The sequence below is a fragment of the Prosthecobacter sp. genome, assembly GCF_034366625.1.
GTDB lineage: Bacteria > Verrucomicrobiota > Verrucomicrobiia > Verrucomicrobiales > Verrucomicrobiaceae > Prosthecobacter.
On the sequence record NZ_JAXMIH010000006.1, the window covers coordinates 727614 to 748798 of the forward strand.

Here is a 21185-nt window from a genome sequence, read left to right on the forward strand (position 1 = left end):
TGGAAAGCTTCATGGCCGCACGACGCGAACACGTACGAAGCGGCGCGGTTCGCCCGGTGTGAGCGTGATGGTGGCGCGCATGGGCTGGAGCTGGCCGTTGGCGGCCCCATCGACAGCAGTGGTGATGCCGGTGGTGCTCCAGGTGTTGCCTTGCAGGTCGGTGCTGGATTCGACGATGAACTGAACATCCAGGGCGCCGGTGTAGGTCTGATAGTTGAGGATCATTTGCGTGGGGGTGACTTGATTCAAGAGAGTGGGGCTGGTGTTGGTGCCCTTGGGTGCGGTGCCGAGGGCGTATTCGAGCAGGTTGGGCAGACCATCGCCGTCGAAGTCGGCAGTTTCGCCGCTGAGGGCGGGATTGGCCTGCTCGGCAGGGGTGAACTGGCTGGTGAACCAGGTGTCGTACGGCACGATGCTGGTGGCGAAGGCGTGGTGCGTGGGCGCGGATCGTTCGCTGGTCGTGGTGCCGCTGCTGTCCTGGTGGCGGGCACGGAGCTGATAAGCGGTGCTGCCGAGGAGCGTGGTGCGGGCCGCGTGGCTGTTTTCAAAAGCTCCGTCAGCGAGCGTGAGGTCGAGACGTTGCGCGCCGGTGCGATTGAGCGCGCTCCACACACGCTCGATGGTGCCGGTGGTGGTCCAGATTTCCCAATCGGTGGCGGCATGCGTTTGTGCGGAGTCGAGATCGACAAAGGCACCGGTTTGCAGCGCCAAAGTGGCGGGGCTGACGAGTCCGGCACCGGTGGGCAGCGTGATGTCCGGCGTGCGCGGGCGGCGATTCGAGCCAAGCAGCGGCGCATAGAGCCGGGAGGCGGGAATGAGCTGCTCAACGCGGCTGGCGCTGCTCCAGAGCAGTTTCGCGACAGCATCGCCGCCGAGTTCGAGGAAGTGGACTTCGATGTCGTAGAACTGACCGGCGTTGAGGGTGATGGTGCCGGTGGTCTGGCCGGTGAAGGCACCGAAGTTGTCGATGATGAGCTGGCCGTTGACGAACACGCGCGTGCCGTCATCGCTGTCGGTCTTGAAGGTGTAGGTCTCGGTGAACTCAGGTTTCACGCGGCCACGCCAGCGCGCGCAGAAGTTGTCGGTGCTGATCGCGCCATCGGGGCTGCCGCCGCCCCAGGAGAAATTGATGTCGTAGTCGGTGCGCGTGAAGGGCGTGGTGCCCTGGAAGGTCTGCGTGTTCGAGTAATACTCTGCCGCGAGGCCGTGCGCGGCGTCCATCGGGCTGGCGACGAAGTATTTCCAGTCGCTCCACGCGCTCCACTCGCTGTTTGCATCGGCGCTGCTGTCCTTGTGGCGGATGCGGATGCGGTACTTGGTGTCGTTGATGAGCGTGGTGCGGCCGGAGTGGCTGTTTTCAAAGGTGCCGGCGCTGAGCGTGACGTTGGTGAGCTGAGCACCGCTGCGATTCAGCGCGCTCCAGGCGCGCACGGAGCTGTCTTCATCCGTCCAGATTTCCCAATCGGTGCCGGCATGCGTGTGACCGGCGTCTTCGTCTTCAAAGGCACCGCCGAGCATCGGCACGGCGGAACTGCTCTGCGGTGCGCCGTTGGTGGAAGGCGTGATGAGCGCGGGCACACGCGGACGGTGATTGGCTCCGGGTGCGATGGCATACAGGCGCAGCGCGGGAACGACCTGCTCGGCCTGGCTGGCGCTGGACCACATGAGCTTCGCCATAGCGCCGAAGGCTCCTTCAAAGTACTGCATTTCGAGATCGTAATACTGACCGGCGATCAAGGTGATGGTGCCGCTGTGACGGGTGGGGCCTTGGAACTGCCATTTGTCGATGAGAAGCTGGCCGTTCACCCACAAACGTGCGCCATCGTCGGTCTCGCTGGTGAAGGTGTAGGTCTCGGTGAACTGCGGTTTCACGCGCGCACGCCAGCGCACGCAGAAATTGTCCGCGCCCACGCCGCTGAACGGCTCGCCGCCGCCGTAGTTGAAGTCGATGTTCGTGTCCGTGCGTGAGAGCGGCGTGCCGGTGAGGCGGAAGGTGGCGTTGTTCGGATAATACTCGCCGAGAACGCCGCGCGGATCATCCGGCGGTGTGGTGGTGAAGCTGCGCACGGCCTGCGGGCTCCATTCCGTGGCGGCATCGGCGCTGCTGTCCCGATGACGCACGCGGAGCTGATAGGTCGTGTCATTGGCGAGCTGCGTCTGGCCGGTGAGCACGCCTTCAAAGGTGCCGCCGGGGAGCTGACGATAAAGCAAGGCGCCGCCGGTTTGATTCAGCGCACTCCACACACGCTCGATGGTGCCGGTGGTGCTCCAGATTTCCCAATCGGTGGCGGCATGTGTCTGCGCGGCATCCACATCCTGGAAGGCGGCGGTTTGCATCACCATCGTGATCGGATCGACGAGTTCGCCATCATTGGCGGGAATAATGATGTCCGGCTGGCGCGGGCGATGATTGGCACCGGCGGTGGGATTGAACAGGCGATCACCAGGCACGAGTTCCTCCGGCTGACTGGCGCTGGACCACGACAGGCGTGCCACGGCGGCACCAAAGCCCTCAAAGTAGTTCATCTCGATGTCATAAACCTGTCCGGCGGTCAGCGTGATGGTGCCGGTGTAGGCGGGATTGGCGCCTTGATTGACCCAGCGGTCGATGACGAGCTGGCCGTTGATCCACAGGCGTGTACCGTCATCGGTGGCCGTCTTGAAGGTGTAAACTTCGCTGTACTGCGGCTTGATGCGTCCGCGCCAGCGGGCGCTGAACAAATCATTCGGAATACCGGTCATGGGAGCGCCGCCAGCCCAGTCGAACTGGATGTTGGCGTCGTTGCGTGTCACCGGCGTGCCGCTCATCGCCAGATTCGGCCAGTATTCGGCGCTGAGGCCCAGCGGACCATCAGGACTGACGGTGATTTGATTGAAGGAGCTGAAACCGACCGCGCCCGTGCTGTCGGTGGCCTTGGCCATGACCTGATGCACGCCGGTAGGCACGCTGTTCCAGGTGAAGGCAAACGGCTCGGTGAAATCTTCGCCCACTTCGGTGAAGCCATCGAAGAACTCGACCTTGGTGATCGTCGCTCCGCCGTTCGTCGTGAAGGCAGTGGCGGTGAATTCAACGGTGCTGTTGAGGTAGTTCGTCGATTGATGCAGCGGCGCGGTCATGGCAACGCTCACCGCACCCTGCACGCCAGTGATGTCGATGTAGCAGAGCTTCGTGTTGGTTCCGCCCGCGCCTTGCGCGAGTGACAGTGTGCCATCGCTGATGGTGACAGTGCTGGTGGCTTCGATGTAGCGGCTGGTGGTGCTCGGCGTGCCGGTGAGGATCACATTGCCTTCGGCGGTGACGACATGGTTGCTGTCAGTCGTGGTCGGATCACCGGCGACGAGATGGACGCTGTAAGTGCCGTTGGGCAGCTCGATCTGCCACGAACGCGGCGCGGGCGCATCCGTGTGCTTCATGTGATTGAGTGTGTCGTAGCGCTGATCGGGAGAGGCGGCGTTGTTGCGGTCGCGGGCGAAGGCGGTGTTATCGACATCCCAGCCGTAGCTGAAGCCGTTGTCGCGCAGGCCGTAAATCGAGCCGGTGTCGGCGATGTAACCTTCCGGCACCGGTGCGGAGGCGGTTTGGAAGTTCACATGCAATTCGAGGGGCAGGCCGTTGGCGAGCACGCTGACGTTGTCGAACAAGGCGGTGGCGGTCTGCGCATTGTTGTGCGCTGAAAGGGCGAGGCCGATGTAGATGCTCTGATTCATCGGCAGCACGATGGAACCGACCTGCTGCCACGCGCCATTGCTCGCGGCGATGAAGCCGGTGATCACATCACCCTGACGACGGATGCGCACGAAGTAGGGCGCGAACTCGTTCGGCCCGTCCGTGTGCGCGGTCGCGCCATCGGTGGCGGTGCGGTATTGCAACTGCGAACCCTGGCCGCTGGTGAGCAGCATGAGCGCGTTTTTGGCACCGGCACCGAGGCTGTCGCGAATCATCACACCTGCCTTCGTGTAAGGATCGGTCGGCGTGATGGATTGCACACGCGCGATGATCTCGCCGTCGCCGTTGAGCGTTTGATACGCGAAGTGGAAGGCGTCGGCGTTGTTCCAGATGTCATCACCGCTGCCGGACATGATGAAGGTGTCGTTCAGCGTCGCGTAAGTGGCATCACCGGCGAAGCCAACACTGCCGACATCGGCGTGAAGCCACGGCGACGGCAGCGGATCGGCCGGCGGCTGCGAAACTTCGGCGATCCACTGCTCCAGCATGGCGATGGCGTCTTGATCGACGACATTTTTGGCCAGCGGCGGCATTTTGAAGTGCTCGGTGGCGGTGGCCATGCGCAGGTACATGATCGAACGCTCCACGCTCTGCGGCGCGATGACCTTGGCGTTGTTCACGCCGAGATTTTGCTGCACGATGCCGTTCACGATGCTGGCGGAGCCGAGCGGCGTTTCGTAGCGCGCATCCCAGAACGCATGCACGCCGCCGGGGCGATGGCAGTGCGAGCAGTTGGAGTCGAGGTAGCCGCGCATGCGCTGCTCGGCCGAAGCGGTGTTGTCGGAGAGCGCGGCGAACTTGTCGTAGTTCGGGATGTCGCCTTCCACGAGCGGCGTGGTGAAGTAACCGGCGTGGTTCATGGCCCGGAGCTGGTTGTCCGTGATGCCGCTGGCGAGGTAGTGGTAGTTGCTGTTGGATTGAGGGGTGTTCATGCCCAGCACGCCGCCTGAAACCTGCGTGTGGCAGGCGAGACAGTCCTGGCGGCCCGGGAAATACCACGGCTGCGTGCGGTTGATGTTGAAGTGGAAGCGCGCGGTCGAGGTGGCGGCGTTGCTGTGACCGGTGACGGCCATGCCGAAGTAAACCGTGCCCGGCAGTGCCAGCGTGTGCGTGGCGTAGAGCGTCCAGTTCTTGCCGTCTTTCGCATGCCAGGCGGTGAAGACATCGCCCTGACGCTTCAGGCGCAGCCACGCATTCGGGTAGCGCACTTGCGGCTGCGGTGTGGCGGGATAGATCGCCGCAGAGCCACCGCCGGTCGTGTCACGATACTGGAACTCGTAGCCACCGGTGTTGTTGTTGCGCGCTTCATTGGTGGGGAACATCAGCGCCATGACATTGCGTGAGTTCGCGGCGAGGGATTCGCGCACCATGAGGCCGGCCTTGGTATAAAGATCAACGCGGTCGAGCGATTCCATGCGCGTGGCGATGTCGAAGTCGCCGGTCTTTTGCGAATGCACGAAGCGAAACTGGTCGCTGACGCCAAAGATGTCCGCGCCGCCACCGGAGACAGCGTAACCGCCATTGAACGGCGTGGTACTGCCCGCCACGCCGGGACTGCCGATGTCCGTGCTGCTCAGCGTGCCGAGATCGACGCTGCCGATGATCGGAATGTCCTCCGTGATGCCGCTGGTGATCAAATCCGCGTCGGAATTGTCCGGCCGCCACTTGTAGGTCATGCCATAGACGTAACCGGCGTTGTCACGCACGAGGACGCGTGTTTCGAGGCGTTGTGCGACGGCAGGGTCGTTGTCATTGGTCGGCAGATCGAAGTGTTTGATGAACACCGAGCCTTCCGGGAAGCTCCACTCGCCTGCGGGCGTGAAATTGATCGTCTGCCCGGTGGGAATGCCGAACCAGCGGTACTTGTAAGCGCGGTCGCTCCACAACGGATTCACCGTTTTGAACTCGTTGTAGCCGGTGACGGGCTGGAGCGGGTTGTTGTTGCCGAAACTCGCTGGCGAGAGCAAGCCGGTCGCGGAAAGCGTCTGCGGCAGCGACGGCGGCGGTGCGCCGGTGCGCTGGAGTTTGTAGATGCGGCCGCTGTTCACGTCGCTGGACATCTGCGTCATGTACAGCTCGCCATCCGCATCCACGCCGAAGCTGGAGACGCCGACGTAGTTGCCGCCGGAGACCGGGCCGACGCCGTTCGGAAACGTGGTCAAACCGACCTTGCCGGGCGGCATGGTGCTTTCATCGAGATACCAGATCGAGCCGCTGACGTTGTCGGCGAAGATATACTTGCCGCCGAGGTCGCTGGCGAACTCGCTGCCGCGATACACATTGCCGCCGATGACCGCACCGCCTTCCGCGTGCGAGTAGTGGATGATGGGCCGCTTGTTGGTGCCGATGTAGGGCTGCGTGAGATCGCCCTGCAGGCCTTCGATCTTGTCCCACTGGAAATTCAGCGCGGATTCGTTCGGCTCAATGACATCAATCTCCTCCCAGTTGCCCAAACCCACGTCACCGATGAAGATGCGCTTGGAGACGGGGTCGATCGTCATGCGGTGCGGACTGCGCAGTCCGATGCAGAAGAATTCTTCGAGCGCATTGGCTTGCCCGACGAACGGGTTGTCGAGCGGGATGTAGTAGTTCTGCGTCACCGTGCCCGCCGGCTGCGGTGTGCGGGTGATCGGCTTGCTGATGGCACCGCCGCGCTGATCCACATCAATGCGCAGCACGCCGCTGAACAGACCGCGGTCGATGCGCTGCGTGTTCAGCGTCGATTGCGCGTCGTCGCCATTCGTGAGGTAGAGGAAACCGTTGTCCGGGTGGAAAAACAGGCCGCTGCCGTTGTGCCACACACTGCCGGCCACCTGGTCGATGAGGATCGTTTCGCTCGCTGGATCAATCGTGCCATCCACATTCACCGTGAAGCGCGCGAGGCGGTCGCGGCAGGGTTTGAAGGTGTTCGGGCGTGTCGTGGGACTGCCGGTGACGGTGCCCGGCGTGACCCAGGTGTAGTAAAGGAAGACGTAGCGGTTGTTCGAGGGCTCCGAGCCGAAGTTCGGATGAAACGCGATGTTCATCAGCCCGGAATCGTCCCAGCCCTGGCATTGATTCGAGATGTCGAGCATCAGCACCTTCTGCGCGTTGGTGGCCGCCGCATCCTTCGGGAACGAATAGATCTTCCCCTCACGCTCCCACGCGACGAGGCGGCGTTGATTGGACGCTTGCCCCGGCAGTTCGCAAACGCCGAGGGCGTTGTAGAGCGTCACATTTGGAAACGCCGGCGTGACGGACCAGTTACCGGAGAAGGTCGGCGCATTGGTGGGCAGCGCGCCGTTGTTGAACGCCGTGAACGACGGACGCGAAGGGATGCCGTATTGAGCAAAGGAGGTGCCAGTCAGAAGAATGGCGGGCACGAGCAGCCGGAGCCATTTCAAGAAATACAAAATCACGGTCCGAAATACGGTTGGGGTTTAGGGCGGTCAGGAGGCTCCCAAAAAACTGCCTTCGAAGCAAGCTTTTACCTGGGTGGAGGCGGGGCGAGATCATGCCCTCCCGCAGAACGGAAGTCATTTAGTCAAATGAACATTTCGCAGCCCGGCCGGGACAGGTATGATGGAGCGCATGTTCAACGGGCTGAGACTCTCTCTGGCGCTGGCGTTTGCAGGCCTGCCCTTCGTCATGGCCGCGGAGCCGCTGGCAACCGTGGGGGAGGTGCGCAGGCTGGCGCCGGAAACGGCGGAGCGCAGACCACCCGTGCGCGTGGAAGCAGTGGTGACCTGCTACCACAAGGACTGGGGCGTGCTCTTCGTACACGACGGTAAAGATGGCATCTGCGTCGGCATCGCCGAGCAGGACCGCCCGGCGCAGCCGTATGCACCCGGCATGCGGCTGAGTATTGAGGGAGTCGCCGGGCCGGGTGAATTCCTGCCGGTGATCCTGCCGTCACGGATCGACGTGAGCGGCAGCGGTGCGTTGCCGGAGTTTGAAAAGGTGACTGCGGAGAGGCTTTTCCTGCCCGGGCTGGACTGCCATCCGGTGGAGGTGGCGGCGGTCGTAAAGGGCACTTGGTTTGGCGATCAAAGCCTGGTGGTGGAGCTGCAGATCCAGGGCTGGTCGGTCAAAGCGGTGCTGCCACAGCATCAACCGCAGTCGCAACTGCCCTGGCAGCTCGTGGAACGCCGGGTGCGGGTGCGCGGCATCGCGGGCACGCATTTCAACGACCAGCGGCAGATGTCCGGGCGCCTGCTGTTCGTGCAGGGGCTCGAATCCTTTGTGCTCGATGAAGCGGCAGAGTCGGTGGCGGAAGCACCGCTGATGCCGGTGGACGGGCTGTTGCGCGTGGATTCGCCGCTGCGCCAGCGGGTGCGGGTGCGAGGCGTCGTCACGCATGGCGTGGCCGGACGCGGCCTGTACCTGCGAGGCGAAGGCGGCGGTTTGTTTGTGCAGACGGCGCAGCCGGTCTCCATTCAGACCGGGGATGAAGTGGAGGCGGAGGGCTATGCCGCCGTCACGGCATTTCGACCGAGCCTGAGTGCGATCAATGTGACAAAGACCGGCACGGCGGCGGCCTTGCCCGAACCGGTGATTTTTCATGCGGCGAACACCCGCCATAGCCGCGAGCAGTGTGAACTGGTGACGCTGGAGGCGAACTACTTGGAAACGATGCATGGCCGTGAAGGCATCAGCCTGATGTGCAGTGCGGACGGGCAGGTGTTTGAAGCGCTGCTGGCGGCGACAGACCCGCTGGCGGAGGCACTGCTGCCCGGCATGAAACTGCGACTCACGGGCATTTGTGAATTCAGCTCCACACGCCCGCTGGTCATTCCCCGCAACGCCACCGGCTTCCGCATCCAGCTTCGTTCGCCGGCGGATGTGGTGGTTCTTGCCCGGCCGCCGTGGTGGGATGGGCGCCGTGCGTTGTGGGCGCTCGGGATTCTGGCCGTCGTGGCGTTGGTGATCGGTGCCTGGGCGGTGGTGTTGCAGATGCTGGTGCGCAAGCAATCCTCCGTGATCCGGCAGCAGGCCCAGCAGCAGGCCACGCTGGAGGAGCGCCAGCGCATCGCCCGTGATCTGCATGACACGCTGGAGCAGGAACTCGTGGGCGTGACGATGCTGCTGGACAGCACCGCGATGAAGCTCAACGGCAGCCATCCGCAGGCCAGCGAACCGCTCGGGCTCGCCCGCCGGCTGCTGCGGCGTGTGCGTGAGGAATCACGCAGCACGATTCGTGAAATGCGCAGCGTGACGCTGGAGCAGCGCGGCTTGCACGCCGCCCTCGATGAACTGCTGCGCCCGCTGGCGACGGTGAGCGGCGCTGCCTTCAACGTCGAAGTCGTCGGCCAGCCGGTCCGGCTTTCGGGAACGCTGGAAACGCATCTTCTCCGCCTGGCCCAGGAGGCCGTGGCGAACGCCGCACATCATGCGGCGGCCCAAAAAATCGACCTCCGGCTCGAATACGCCGACGGGCAGGTGCATTTGGCGGTGCGGGATGATGGCAGGGGGTTTGAACCGTCCAGCGCCGCGGCGGCGGCCGGGCACTTCGGCCTCAGCGGCATGCGGGAACGTGCGGAAAAAATCGCCGGGCAGTTGCGCATCGTCAGCCAGCCCGGCGCAGGCACCACCGTTTCAGTTCAGGCCCCCGTCGTGGCCTTCCAGTCCTCCTCCCCGGCATGAGCGCAAGCCCTCCCATCCGTGTTCTCATTGTGGACGACCATTTCGCCACCCGGCTCGGTCTGGCGGTGCCGATCAACAGCGAAGCAGGCATGACCGTCGTCGCCGAGGCCAGCACCGGGGCGCGAGCCATCGAACTCTACCGCGAGCACCGCCCGGATGTGCTGCTCATGGACTACCGGCTGCCCGATCAGACCGGGGTGACGACGCTGGAGGCCCTGCGTGTCGAGTTTCCGCACATCCGGGCCTTGATCCTGTCCGTGTTCGACGGTGAGGAGGACATTTACCGCGCCGTGCAGGCCGGGGCCAGAGGCTACCTCACCAAAGCCGCCGAATGCGAGGAGGTGCTGCGCGCCATCCGCTGCATCGCCGCTGGAGAAACGTATTTCCCCGCCGAGATCGCCGCCAAACTGCATGCGCGTGAGCAGCGCAAGCCGCTGACGCCGCGTGAGCTGGAAATCCTCAAACTGCTCGTCAAAGGCCACTCCACCAAGGAGATCGTCGATCTGCTCCACATGAGCATGGGCACCATCCGCCTGCACATCAGCCTCATTTTGGAGAAGCTGGAGGCCTTCGACCGCACCCGCGCCGTCGCCATCGCCATCGAGCGCGGCATCGTCCACGTTGGGGAATAGGTCGATGCTGGATGCGAGGGGTGGGTCAGAGGATGCCCCCGTCAACACAGCGCCGATGCTGCCACAGCACGCCGCGTTGCCAAGTCGGAAACCAGGCTGCTTGCGTTCTGCTCGATTTGAGAACATGAGGAGCGTGACATCATCAGATCAGTCGCATGCCTACCAAAGTTGTTTCCGAAGCCGGTCAGCACACGCGTACGCCGGTGTCTCGGAAGAGTGATCAGGGACAAGTGCTCCGAGGCGGGCAAGGCATTGGCATGTTGAGTTAGAGTAGGTTTTCTTTTCTCCGTCAACCGCATGGTTCGTGCGGCGAGCGAAGGCAGTCTCCAGTGTGGAAACGCGGACTGCCAGGCCTTGCCTTGTGGCTTTGCCAAGGAGGGTTCGGGACCGAGATGCTGGCCTGGTTTCATTTTCTCAAATGGGTTGGCACGGCCAATGCCATTGGTTTGGCTTGTACGTCTCATTCTGGCGGTTGAGGTTGGGGGCAGGATGCCCCCACTCCTTGAAGTTTCGATGCGGCGGGTGCGATAATCGTAGTCGTAGCTGTGCTCGCTGCCGTCGGGCATGGTGACAGCGGTGAGGCGGTCCTGCGCATCCCAGGAATACTCCGTGTTTAAAGTTTCAGGTTGAGAGTTTAAAGTTGTGACGTTTTGGGCGATGCGGTTGCCAGCATCGTCGTAGGTCAGTGTGGCTTCACGGAACGTCGTGCCGCTCGGGTAGTCGCTGTGCGTCCAGCCGATGAGCTGGTTGGCGCTGTTGTAGGTGTAGGCCCAGTGGCCCACGTCGTTCTCCCCGGCCTCGGTGCTGCTGGCAGCAGCGGCGAGACGCGTCACCGTCTTGGTGGCCCGGTTGTTGGCGGTGTCGTAGCTGTATTCCGTCCGGCTCTGCTCCACGGCGGGCGCGCTGTCCGTGGTGCGCGTGAAGATCGCCTCGCCGGTGAGCCGGTTGTTGCCGTCGTAGCTCATCACCGTGCTGCGGATGCCGCCTTGGCGCGTGACTTCCCCCGGCCACAGTTCGTGCTGCTGCGTCACGTTGCCCAGCAGGTCGTGCTCCCAGCCGAACTCCGCCAGCACGTCGGCCTCGCTCATCGTCTGCGTGCGGAACAACGTGCGGTTCTTCAGCCGGCCCAGCGCGTCGTAGCTGTTGTTGCTCACCTGGCCGTTGCCAGCGACGAGCACCACGGCGCGTCCGCCCAGGTCGTAGCCGTAACGCGTCACCCGTCCGCCCTCCACGATGGCCTCGGGCCGGTTGCCACGGGCCATGACGTGGTAATAAGCCCCGGCGGATTGAATGCGGATGCTGCGTGGCATGCCGCGCTTTTAACCCTGAGACAGCTATTTTGTCAACTTTTTGCACACTGACCCCGTTTTCCGACGTAGGAGGAACCTGGCCTGATTTCAAATCTTTAAATATACTGGCACGATCAGTTCTATTGGTTGGCTTGCGGGTTCTTTTGGCGTGGGTTCATTTTTCTTCTTTTCGCGGCTTCATGTGTGCGAATATCCAAAGATCCTTGTTGATCCTCTCCTGCAACTCATCGGCGGTCACAAACCACTTTGGCATCGTGAATATCTGAATGCAGCCCGGATGCTTGAAAAGTGCTTCCTTTTGCTCAGTCTCATTTGGAACGGTCTTGTAGCGAGACACCCCGACAACTTCACCGTCACTGTTGAACTGGAGAAGCCCATGTTGTGGAGCAAAACGCCGATGTGCTTCCTTGTAGTCAAGGTTTGTAATAAGTTCGAACGCTTGATTAATTGTCATAATCATTTAAATCCGAGTTCCGCTTTGCTGACTTGATCAGTTTTGGAACGGATACGCTCAACATTTTTGACCAGCTCCTTTTCCATTCGTGACCATTGCCCTGTACCAGGGGCGAGAGCTTTTGGAATATCATCCATCACTTGAATGATACTGTCTGCTTTTCTCATTTCTCCATAAATATGCTTATAAAGTTCCTTTCCGCGCAAAGGAGTGTCGATCACCCTGGCACCAACCTTCTGCGCTATTGGGCGAAGCACTTCAGGAACTCCTCGTCCTAACAAAAGAACGTCTTTAGCAGGGCCGTTTGCCGCTACTTGCAGCGGAGCACGGGCACGACTCAATCCGCCGGTCATCATCATCGCCGAAAGCTCAATTGACCACCGAGCTGCTGTGCCTGCCGCCTGAACTGTCGGATGATTAGCAGCATCTCCCCACGCGCTCATGTGATCCTGTGGGTTCCATCTTTCGTTTTTGACAAAGTTCTCCCTTGCCGTCGAGGTGGGCTGGGTAATTCCGTACTTCCCGGCAGGTTCCCAACCGCTGCTGTTAGGTTTGCCCTGAGGGCCGTTGAACCATGAGAACTTATCATCACCCCAGTCGGTGTAATGATTCGCCAGAACTTCGGTCTTCCCATTCGCACCTGTCCTGGTCAGAGGCTCGCCTTTCTCATCTGCCTCTAGCCTGGTAACTCCCCTCTCACCCTTTTTGGGGTAGTAGCCCTTCTTTTCGGCCAATCCATCCGGATCAAACGCCGTCCAAGGGTTCTGTTTCACATAGGCATACAGATTGGGGCCATCCACAAAACCCGCCGGATCACGGCTGAGCCACACGCCCGTCTCGATGTCGCGGTAGCGGAACCCTTCATTCAACAACCCCGTCGGGTCTTCGTCCTTCGAGTTCGCACGCTGCTTGTCCTGGTTGGTGCCGGTTTCCTTCGTGCGCTTGCCGTAGGCTTCGTAGCTGGCGGTCCAGGTGAGCGTGGCGGCTTGATCGGCCTGCGCGACGATGTCGCCTCGGCCATTGCTCAATGAATACTTCGTCGTGCCACCTCGGAGCGAGTAGAGCATGCCGCCCACGCCGCCGCCCATGTCGGGACCGCGCGTGTATTCCACCGTCGGAGAGTTCGCAGTGCTCGGCGTGCTGCTGGCGCTGTCCCATTCCGCGAGGCTCAGGCCACCGGCGAACAAGATGGCGGTTGAACTTGGGGGTGAGACACCCCCGCTCCTTGTGGTGCTGAGCCTGCGCGTGCGGTAGTCGTACTTGTAGGCGTGAACCGCGCCGTCCGGCATGGTGACGGACGCGAGACGATCTTGGGCATCCCAAGCGTAGAGCGTGGACTGTGCGTTGCCGTTCTCGCTGACGCTTTGCGCGATGCGGTTGCCGGCGGCGTCGTAGGTCAAGGCGGCGGTCTTCACGGGGCTGTTGGCCACGAGCTTCTCCCAGTTCGTGAGCTGGTTGGCGGCGTTGTAGGCGTAGCTCCACACTCCCGGTTCCGTGCCGCCGGTGACTTGTTTCGTGCTGCGGTTGTTGGCGTTGTCGTAGGCATAGGCCGTCGCGGTCACTCCGACGGTCGGATCATCGATCGTTTCGTTCGTCAGACGGTTGTTCGCGTCGTAGGCCATGCTGGTGGTGCGCACTCCGGGGCGAGTCACCTCGCCGGGCCATGTCTCGCTCTGACTCATCACATTGCCAAGCAAATCGTGCGTCCAGGCAAACTGCGCGAGCTCATCCCCCGCTGCCATCGCCTCGGTGCGGAACAGCGTGCGCTGCTTGAGCCTGCCGAGTTCATCATACGTGTTGCGGCTGGTCTGGCCGTTGCCTGCTTTCAGGATCACCGCACGTCCGCCGAGATCGTAGCCGTAGCTCGTGCTGCGGCCGCCTTCGTTGATCGTCATGGGGCGGTTGAAGGCATCGTAAGTCGTCGTCACCATGCGGCCGGTGCCGTAGCTGGCGCTGACACGATTCCCCACGATGTCATAGCTGTAAGTGTGCGTGATGCCGCGTGAGGTCTCGCTGAGCACGCGGCCCAGTTCGTCGTAGGTGTAGGTGACGTTCGCGGTGGGGTTGGCCGGTTCGGTGACGCCGAGCAGCCGGCCCGACACGTCGTACTGATGCTGGCGGGTGAGGCCGGGCGCGTTGGTGGCTGTCACACGGTCGCGATTGTCATAGGTGTAGGTCGTGGTGATGCCGCGCGGCGAGGTTTGCGAGAGCTTCTGCACCGCGTTGTAAGTGAACGTCGTCGTGTCGCCGTTGGCGAAGGTTTGCGACTTGAGCCGGTTGAACCCGTCGTACACAAACGTCGTCTCCTGATTGAGGCCGTCCTTCACGCTGGTGCGGTTCCCCGCCTCATCATACACGAAGGTGTTCGTGATGCCGAAGGCGTCGGTGGTGGTGATGAGGCGACCGAGAATGTTGTAGGTGTTGGTCACGGTCTGGCCGAGCGGGTTGGTCACGCTCAAGGCGAGACCGCCCGCGTCGAACTTCGTGACCGTCGTCGGCCGCACAGAGGACTGTGCGGACCACACTGCTGGCGCTTCGACCAGCCAGTTTCGTCCGGCGCGGTCGTAGTGCTTCGTCGTCACGTTGCCTTGTGGATCGGTGACCGTGAGCACCTGGCCGAGCGCATCATACGTCGTCTGCGTGCTGGGCCGCACGGTGGCTCCGGCCAGCGCATCCCACACTGGCGGCGCATAGGCGGCCACCGCGCGGTTGCGCTCATCATACTGCGTGTCCGTCACGCGGCCCAGCGGGTCGGTCACGCGCACGGCGTTGCCCGCCGCGTCGTACTGCATCTGCGTGATGGCGCTCACGCCATTGACCGGCGGCGCGATGGTCCGCACCGCTCTCCCCGCCGCATCAAACTCCGTCTGCGTCAGGTTCCCCGCCTCATCCACCACCTTCCACGGCTTGCCATGATGCGTGTAATCCGTGCTCACCTGCGTGCCGTCCGGGTGCGTCACCCGCTGCACCTGCCCGAACACATCGTACACCGTCAGCGTGTGCCGCCCCAGCGCATCGGTCACCCGCGTGGGCCGACCTGCCGCATCGTAGAGCGTGCTCGTCGTCGCCGTGATGCCGCCCGCGCTCACCGTCTGCGCCGTGGTGCGGTACATCTTGTCGTAGGTCAGCGTGGTGATCACGTTGCGCGGCGCGGTGATCTGCGTCGGCTTGAACCCGCTGCTGTCAAACACGCTGCCGCCGGAGTTAGGACCGGAGTAGTCAAAACTGGTCAGGAGGTTCCCGTCAAGCGTCGCGGTCAAGCGTCCCGCCGGATCATACGTGTGCGTCGTGACCTTCCCGCGCGCATCCGTCTGCGTGACCACCTGCCCGCGCAGGTTGTAGGTCGTGGTGCTGACGATGTCACCGTTGTAGCTCACGCTGCTGCCGTTGACACTGGCGTTGGTATAGCCCGCATTGGCAGTGCCGTTGTCATTGAGATCGACGGTCGTCTTCACGCGACGGTTCATCGCGTCGTATTCGTGGAAGGTGCGCACGTTGTTCTCGTTCGTCTCGCGGATCAGATTGCCATGCGCGTCATAGGCCAGGTCTTTGTGCGAATTGCCAGGATGAGTCACGCGGGTCAGGCGGTGGTGCGCGTCATAGCTGAACAGGGTCAGGTTGCCACGCGGGTCCGTCACGCTGGCCTTGCCACCGGCCAGATTGCTCACCGTGACGGTGCTGGCCAGACCGGCGGCGGTCTGCACCGTCTCCGTCACCTCCAACCAGCCGTTGAGCCCCCCTACTTCATAAGTCGTCACCGTCGGTGGCGCGGTGTCATTCGCCGAGGCATCCACGGTGGCCTTCGTCATGAAGCCTTTGAAGGTGGCATCGTTGTACTCAAAGGTGGACTGCCGTTCGATGACGCCGCCCGCGCCACGCACCGTCTCGGCCAGTTTGAGGCCGGTGAGGGGCTGGAGGGTGTACTCTGTGATCACCCCGGTCTGGTCGGTCATGGAGCTCATCACCCGCGTGCCAGGGTCATACGTAAAATCCTTGAAGTTCCCCAGCGCGTCGGTTTCACGGATCGGATCGTCCAGATTGGCCGTGTCGTAGGTGAAGGAGGTGGTGTTCCCGCTCACATCCTTGGCAGAGGCCAGTGCCATGCCCGCCGCCGGGCTGAAGGTGTAGGTCTCCGTGCCGGCCGCGGCGGTGATGTCCATGCGCGTGAAGCTCAGCGTGCTGTCCCGGTAAAACGCCGGAACGTTCTCGGGCGGGTCGATGAACTGCACAAACGGCTCGGTGAAGTGGTAGAGCGTCTGCCCCGCCGGGCTGTTCACCGTGGTCAGGGAGTAGGGCGTGCCGGTCATGAACCGCTGGATGGTGGCCTCGCGCACGATGTCAATCTGCGTCACCCCGCCGTCCGGCAGCGTGACGGTGGCCACCAGGCGCGGCTGGCCGCCACGAACGAACACGGTTTCAATATCATCTTTGATTTGCACATACTTCACCAGCTCGTTGCTGCGGTAGGTAAAGGCATACGCACGGCCCAGCTCGTCGGTGATGCGGTTCACCGCCGCATGCCACGCCGCCGAACCGGGGTAGTCACGTTCCAGGCTGTAGCCGTAGCCCACCGCCGTGCCCGTGCCTCCGCCAGGGGCCACGCGGGTGACGGCGCTGAGCACCGGCAAGTCCGCCAGTCCATTCTCCCCGCCCATCAGCGTGTAGCTGTAGCGGATCACGTCCCCGCCAGGACCGGCGACCTCGGTGATCCGGTTATGCGTGGTGTCCTGCAGGATGTTCACCTCACGGCCCGGCCTGGCGGGATCGTAAATGCGGTCAGGAATGAGTTTCTGCTGGCCGGGGTATGAATAAAGCAGTTGGTTCTCCAGCCGGTCAGTGACCTGGGTGAGCCGGAAATACTGCGTCAGGTCTTGAGCACCGGCCCCGGCCTTCGTCACGCAGTAATCGTAGCGGCAGCGGGTGCCAAAGGTCTTGATGTAAATGAAGGTACCGCCAAAACGTGGATCAGCGCCCTGGTAGTACAACTGGTTCCAGCGGGACTTGATGTCCCCCGTGGCGCTTGCGGAGGCGCGCCAGTAGGAGCCGAGGCCGACCTTGACCAGATCAAAGGAGTGTGAAGCGCCCTGCTCATCCGTCACGGTGGCACGGGTGCCATTGCTTTCCAGTTTCAGCGTGGCGCACAGGTTGGTGGTCCAGCCCGCGCCGAACGGCCGGTCCATGCGCCGTCGGAAATTCTCCGCAAAAGTGCCGGTCGTTTCGTAGAAAGTGTCATCCGTGCAGTCGCGGCGCACCAGCAGCGGCAGCAGAGAGCTGTCCACGCTGGCGTACACATCGGAGACGCCGTGGCGCAGCTCACCGGTATAGGCGTCAATGTAGGTCTCCTCCGGCACCTCGCCGCTTTCATCCTTCGCCTGGGGCTTGCCATCCGACAGCGGGCTGCCGTTAAGGCCGACTTTGCGGTAACGCGATCCCGCGCCGTCGGTCGTGTTCACCTCATGGAATTCATCCTCTTCCGTGGTGGGCTGGCCCGGACCGGTGGGCCTGTCATTTTCATCAGAGTTGCCTGTCTCTGGATCATCTGGCATCGGGGCCACTCTAATGCTCACCGTCACAGGCTTGCTGGCCACTGCGGTCTCCGAGTCAGTCAAAACCACATGGCCGGTGAAATGGAGAGTTTCTGCGTCGGGGTCATCACTGTCAGTCCAGGTCAGCACGGTTTGCGACCCTTCCGCAGGCTGCAAGGTGGCTGTGGGTTGTTTGCCGGATTCGTGCTCGTCCCAGAGGACGCTCCAATGATAGCCACCCGCCCCGCCGCTGGCGGAATACTCCCCCACGATTTCCAAGGGCGGCGGCGGCGGCGGCTTCACCACCAAGGTCAGCGCAGCACTGGCGTTCGCCGGTGGCTCGGCGTGGTCCTGCACGCTGACAGACACGGTGTAAGTGCCTGGCTCGGCAGGCAGCGTGCCGCTGAGCGTGCCGTCCATGTTGACCACCAGCCCCGCCCCGCCAACGGAGAATTGATAGGGCTGCACACCGTTGGCCGCGCCCACGACAGCCTCATAAGGTGCGTAGTCAGTACCTGCCACGCCTTCGGGCAAGGAGAGGGTCGTGATCGTCAGGGGCGGCGGTGGTGGCGGCGCTTCCAGCACGAGGCTGAGCTGTTTCTCCGCCGTTTGCCCCGCATCATCGGTCACCTCCACCGTGAAGGTGTACATGCCGCCCGTCGGCAAAAGGCCGGACGGCAGCAGGGTGACGCCACCGACGAAGGTCAGCATCCCGTTGCCCTGCAAGACGTAGCCGGCGGGAAGGCCGGAATCCCCCTCGCGTTCGACCACGCCGAAAGCGTAGGGCACGGTGCCGTTCCGGGCGGTGATGACCGCGCTGTAAGGCGTGCCTGACACCCCACCCAGAGGCAGCGTCTCGGTGACGATCTCCAGTTCGGTGAACGTCACGCTGAACGTCCCCGTCGTGCTTTGAAACATGCTGTCGGTGGCCTGCACGGCAAGCGTGTGGCTGCCTGCGGTCACCGGCGTGCCGCTGAGAACTCCGGTGGCAGAGTCCAGGCCCAGCCCCGCAGGCAATCCTGCCTGGCCGGAGGCCATGCTGTACGTATAAGGGCCGGTGCCCCCGCTGGCCGTGAACGTCGCCGTGTACTCCACGCCCACCTTGCCCTCAGGCACATCGCCTGACAGGCTCAAAGGCGGCGTGGTGTCCGGCTGCACGGTGATGCTCAGCTCCTGCGTGGCGCTCTGACTGTTTTGATCCGTGACCTGCACCATGAAAGTGCTGGTGCCCGCCAGGCTGGGCGTGCCGCTGATGCTGCCGCTGTTCGGGTTCAGGATCAAGCCGTCGGGCAGTCCGCCGACGATGCTGAAGGTGAAAGGCGGCGCGTTGCCTACCACCTCGATCGTGGCACTGTAATTCGTCTCCATTGCGGCATCCGGCAGTACGGTGGTGGTGATTTGCGGCGGCGGGTCATCATTGACCGTCGGATCACGGCCCTGCTGGTATTCGAGCAGATTCACCAGGCTGTCGCCGTCGGAGTTGCTCTGCGCGTCACTGGCAACCCGTAAATCCAGATGATGGCGGTACTCCCAGACATCGGGCATGCCGTCGCCATCATAATCATCACCTGCCACACGTTGCGGCAGCGGCACCAGCTCTGGCGCGGCATTGAGCGCCACGACGAAGGCCTGCAGACCGTCAGGCACGGCATTCTGGTCCGCATCCGCCTGCGTCTCCCAGGCTGGATTGGCGGTCATGTTCCTGAGCCAGGCCCACTCCTGCAAATCATGCACACTGGTGCTGCGCGACCACGCGCTGCCGGGATTGAGACCGAGGGTGATCTCCTCAAAGTTCATCAGCCCGTCATTGTCAAAGTCCTGCACCGCGTCGTCAAAGCTGCTGCTGCTCAACATCCCCGGATACGCCGCGCTCCATGCGTCCTCCAGCACGTCGAGGATGCCGTCCTGGTCGTTGTCGTATTGGTCGAAGTGGGCGATGAAGCTCCAGCCATTTCGATAAGCCTGCAGGTTGCTGTAACCGTCGCTGTCAAAGTCCACGAGCGCATCCTCCGTGGTGTCCGCGCCCATCGCGTAGCCGAGCTGCACATACCACTGCTCGATGCGGTCGGGAATCTGGTCGCCGTCCGTGTCGGTCTGATCGACCATGTAGTAGTCCGTGTAGAGCTGACCGGAGTTGGTCTTCTCCAACAACGGGTTGGTGTGCCAGGTCAACAGTTCCTCATAATCCGTCAACCCGTCATTGTCGCTGTCCGGCTGGTCGGGATCGGTGCCGTGCTGCGTGTTTTCCACGTAGTTGCTCAGCCCGTCGTCGTCGTTGTCAGCGTTGTTCTCAGCGTCGTCGGGCCAGGCATCAGCGCCGTCGGGGATGGTGTCGCCGTCACGATCATCGTCGATGCTGCCGGGATACTCGCTGCCGTTGTAGCTGAAATGCGGCGCGCCGTTCCAAGGATCCCACATCCAGTAGTCGGCGACGTCAGGCACACCGTCGCCGTCCACATCGCTCCAGGCACCGGTGTATTCGACGCCGTTGTACCAGTAGCCGCCGTTGGGCGTGGCATCCAGAGGATCGGGAATGCCGTCGTTGTCCACATCGCTCCAGATGCCGGCATACTCGGTGCCATTGTACCAGTAGCCACCGTTGGGCGTGGCGTCATGCGCGTCAGGAATGCCGTCATTGTCCTGGTCCATCCATTCACCGACATACTCCACCCCGTTGTACCAATACGAACTGCCACCGGTGGGGGTGGCATCGAAGGCGTCAGGCGTGCCGTCGCCATCCTGGTCCACCCACGCGCCGTAGTATTCCGTGCCGTTCCACCAGTAGCTGCCGTTGGGGCTGGCATCTGCGGGGTCGGGGACGCCGTCGCCATCCTGGTCGTTCCAGCCGCCGGAATATTCGCTGCCGTTGTACCAATAGCTCCCCGCCACCGTCGGCCACGGATCAAACGAGTCAGGCACGCCGTCCCCATCCTGATCCGCCCACGCACCACCATACTCGATCCCGTTGTACCAATAGCTGCCGTCCGGGAACGAGTCTGCTGGATCAGGCACTCCATCGTTGTCACGATCACTCCAAGTCCCGCCATACTCCTGGGTGCCATACCAAAAGCTGCCATACGGAAAGGCGTCGTTCTGATCTGGCGTGCCGTCCCCATCGCTGTCCAGCGTGCCGGTGGGATACCAGTTCCCGCCGATGATTACACCCGGATCGCTCTCTGGTGGCGGCACGTAGCCGTTGTTCGGGTCATCCATGTAGCCGCTGTCATTCCAGTTAAGGACGCCATCGCCATCGCGGTCCATGTTCAGCGGATCACCGTCCTCAAAGTTTTTGAGGCCGTCCCCGTCTGCGTCGCTGTAAGTGAAGAAGCTCCCAGCAGCGAGGTTGTTGTAGTTCACCACCGGGGTGTAGCCCTGAAGCTGCTGATAAAAGCGGTCGAAGTCCGAATAACCCGAACCGTTGGTACTCCAGTTCCAAGGGTCATAGGGCAGCGGCTGCGCGGCGCTCAACGCATCCTGTGAATACTGATACTCCACAATGTCCCCCAGGCCGTCCCGGTCGCTGTCCATCGTGTAAGGATCGGAACTCCAGCCCGGTGTCAGCACCTCTTCCGCATTCGTCAGGCCATCGGTGTCAGAGTCCTGCTGCCACCAGGAATCGCCCTCGGGCGGGTTGGCCACCTCCTCTTTCACGCCATCATTGTTGCTGTCCGTCCAGTAGGAGTTCGCCTGCGGCACCGGCTGTAGAATCAAAGAGGCGATGAGGTAACCGTGCAGCAGCCAGGCACGACGGGAGAAGCGGCGGAACGAGTTCATGGCGGTCAGAGAAGCGGTTGACTGAATTATCCGTGAATTACTGATCCTGTTTAGCAGGTGCTCCAAGCCTTGTGAACACCCATGATGTGTTCCCCGGTGATTTTTTCGACAGACCTATCGGCCAAGCCGCCTGGGCACGAC

At 62.5% G+C, this 21185-nt stretch carries 6 protein-coding genes; 2 read left to right on the forward strand and 4 right to left on the reverse strand.

The window, feature by feature from the left end; all coding sequences use genetic code 11:
- Positions 1–9: 9 nt before the first annotated feature.
- Positions 10–7125: a PA14 domain-containing protein gene (locus U1A53_RS05700; protein WP_322279553.1), complete on the reverse strand. Its 7116-nt coding sequence runs from the start codon at positions 7123–7125 to the stop codon at positions 10–12.
- 172 nt (positions 7126–7297) lie between these two features.
- On the opposite strand from U1A53_RS05700, the gene U1A53_RS05705 reads away from it, so the two are divergent.
- Positions 7298–9349, forward strand: a complete 2052-nt coding sequence (locus U1A53_RS05705) for a sensor histidine kinase (protein ID WP_322279554.1) — start codon at positions 7298–7300, stop codon at positions 9347–9349.
- Positions 9346–9981 (forward strand): response regulator transcription factor, encoded by a 636-nt coding sequence (locus U1A53_RS05710; RefSeq protein ID WP_322279555.1) that lies wholly within the window; start codon positions 9346–9348, stop codon positions 9979–9981. The genes U1A53_RS05705 and U1A53_RS05710 overlap by 4 nt, the downstream gene beginning before the upstream one ends.
- A 41-nt stretch (positions 9982–10022) precedes the next feature.
- Here the strand turns inward: U1A53_RS05710 and U1A53_RS05715 are convergent, their stop codons facing one another.
- From U1A53_RS05715 to U1A53_RS05725, 3 genes are all read right to left on the reverse strand, one after another.
- Positions 10023–11291, reverse strand: a complete 1269-nt coding sequence (locus U1A53_RS05715) for a hypothetical protein (protein ID WP_322279556.1) — start codon at positions 11289–11291, stop codon at positions 10023–10025.
- A gap of 154 nt (positions 11292–11445) precedes the next feature.
- Complete coding sequence (locus U1A53_RS05720; RefSeq protein WP_322279557.1) at positions 11446–11745, reverse strand: hypothetical protein; 300 nt, start codon at positions 11743–11745, stop codon at positions 11446–11448.
- Between the two features lie 2 nt (positions 11746–11747).
- Positions 11748–21044 (reverse strand): putative Ig domain-containing protein, encoded by a 9297-nt coding sequence (locus U1A53_RS05725; RefSeq protein ID WP_322279558.1) that lies wholly within the window; start codon positions 21042–21044, stop codon positions 11748–11750.
- Positions 21045–21185 lie beyond the last annotated feature (141 nt).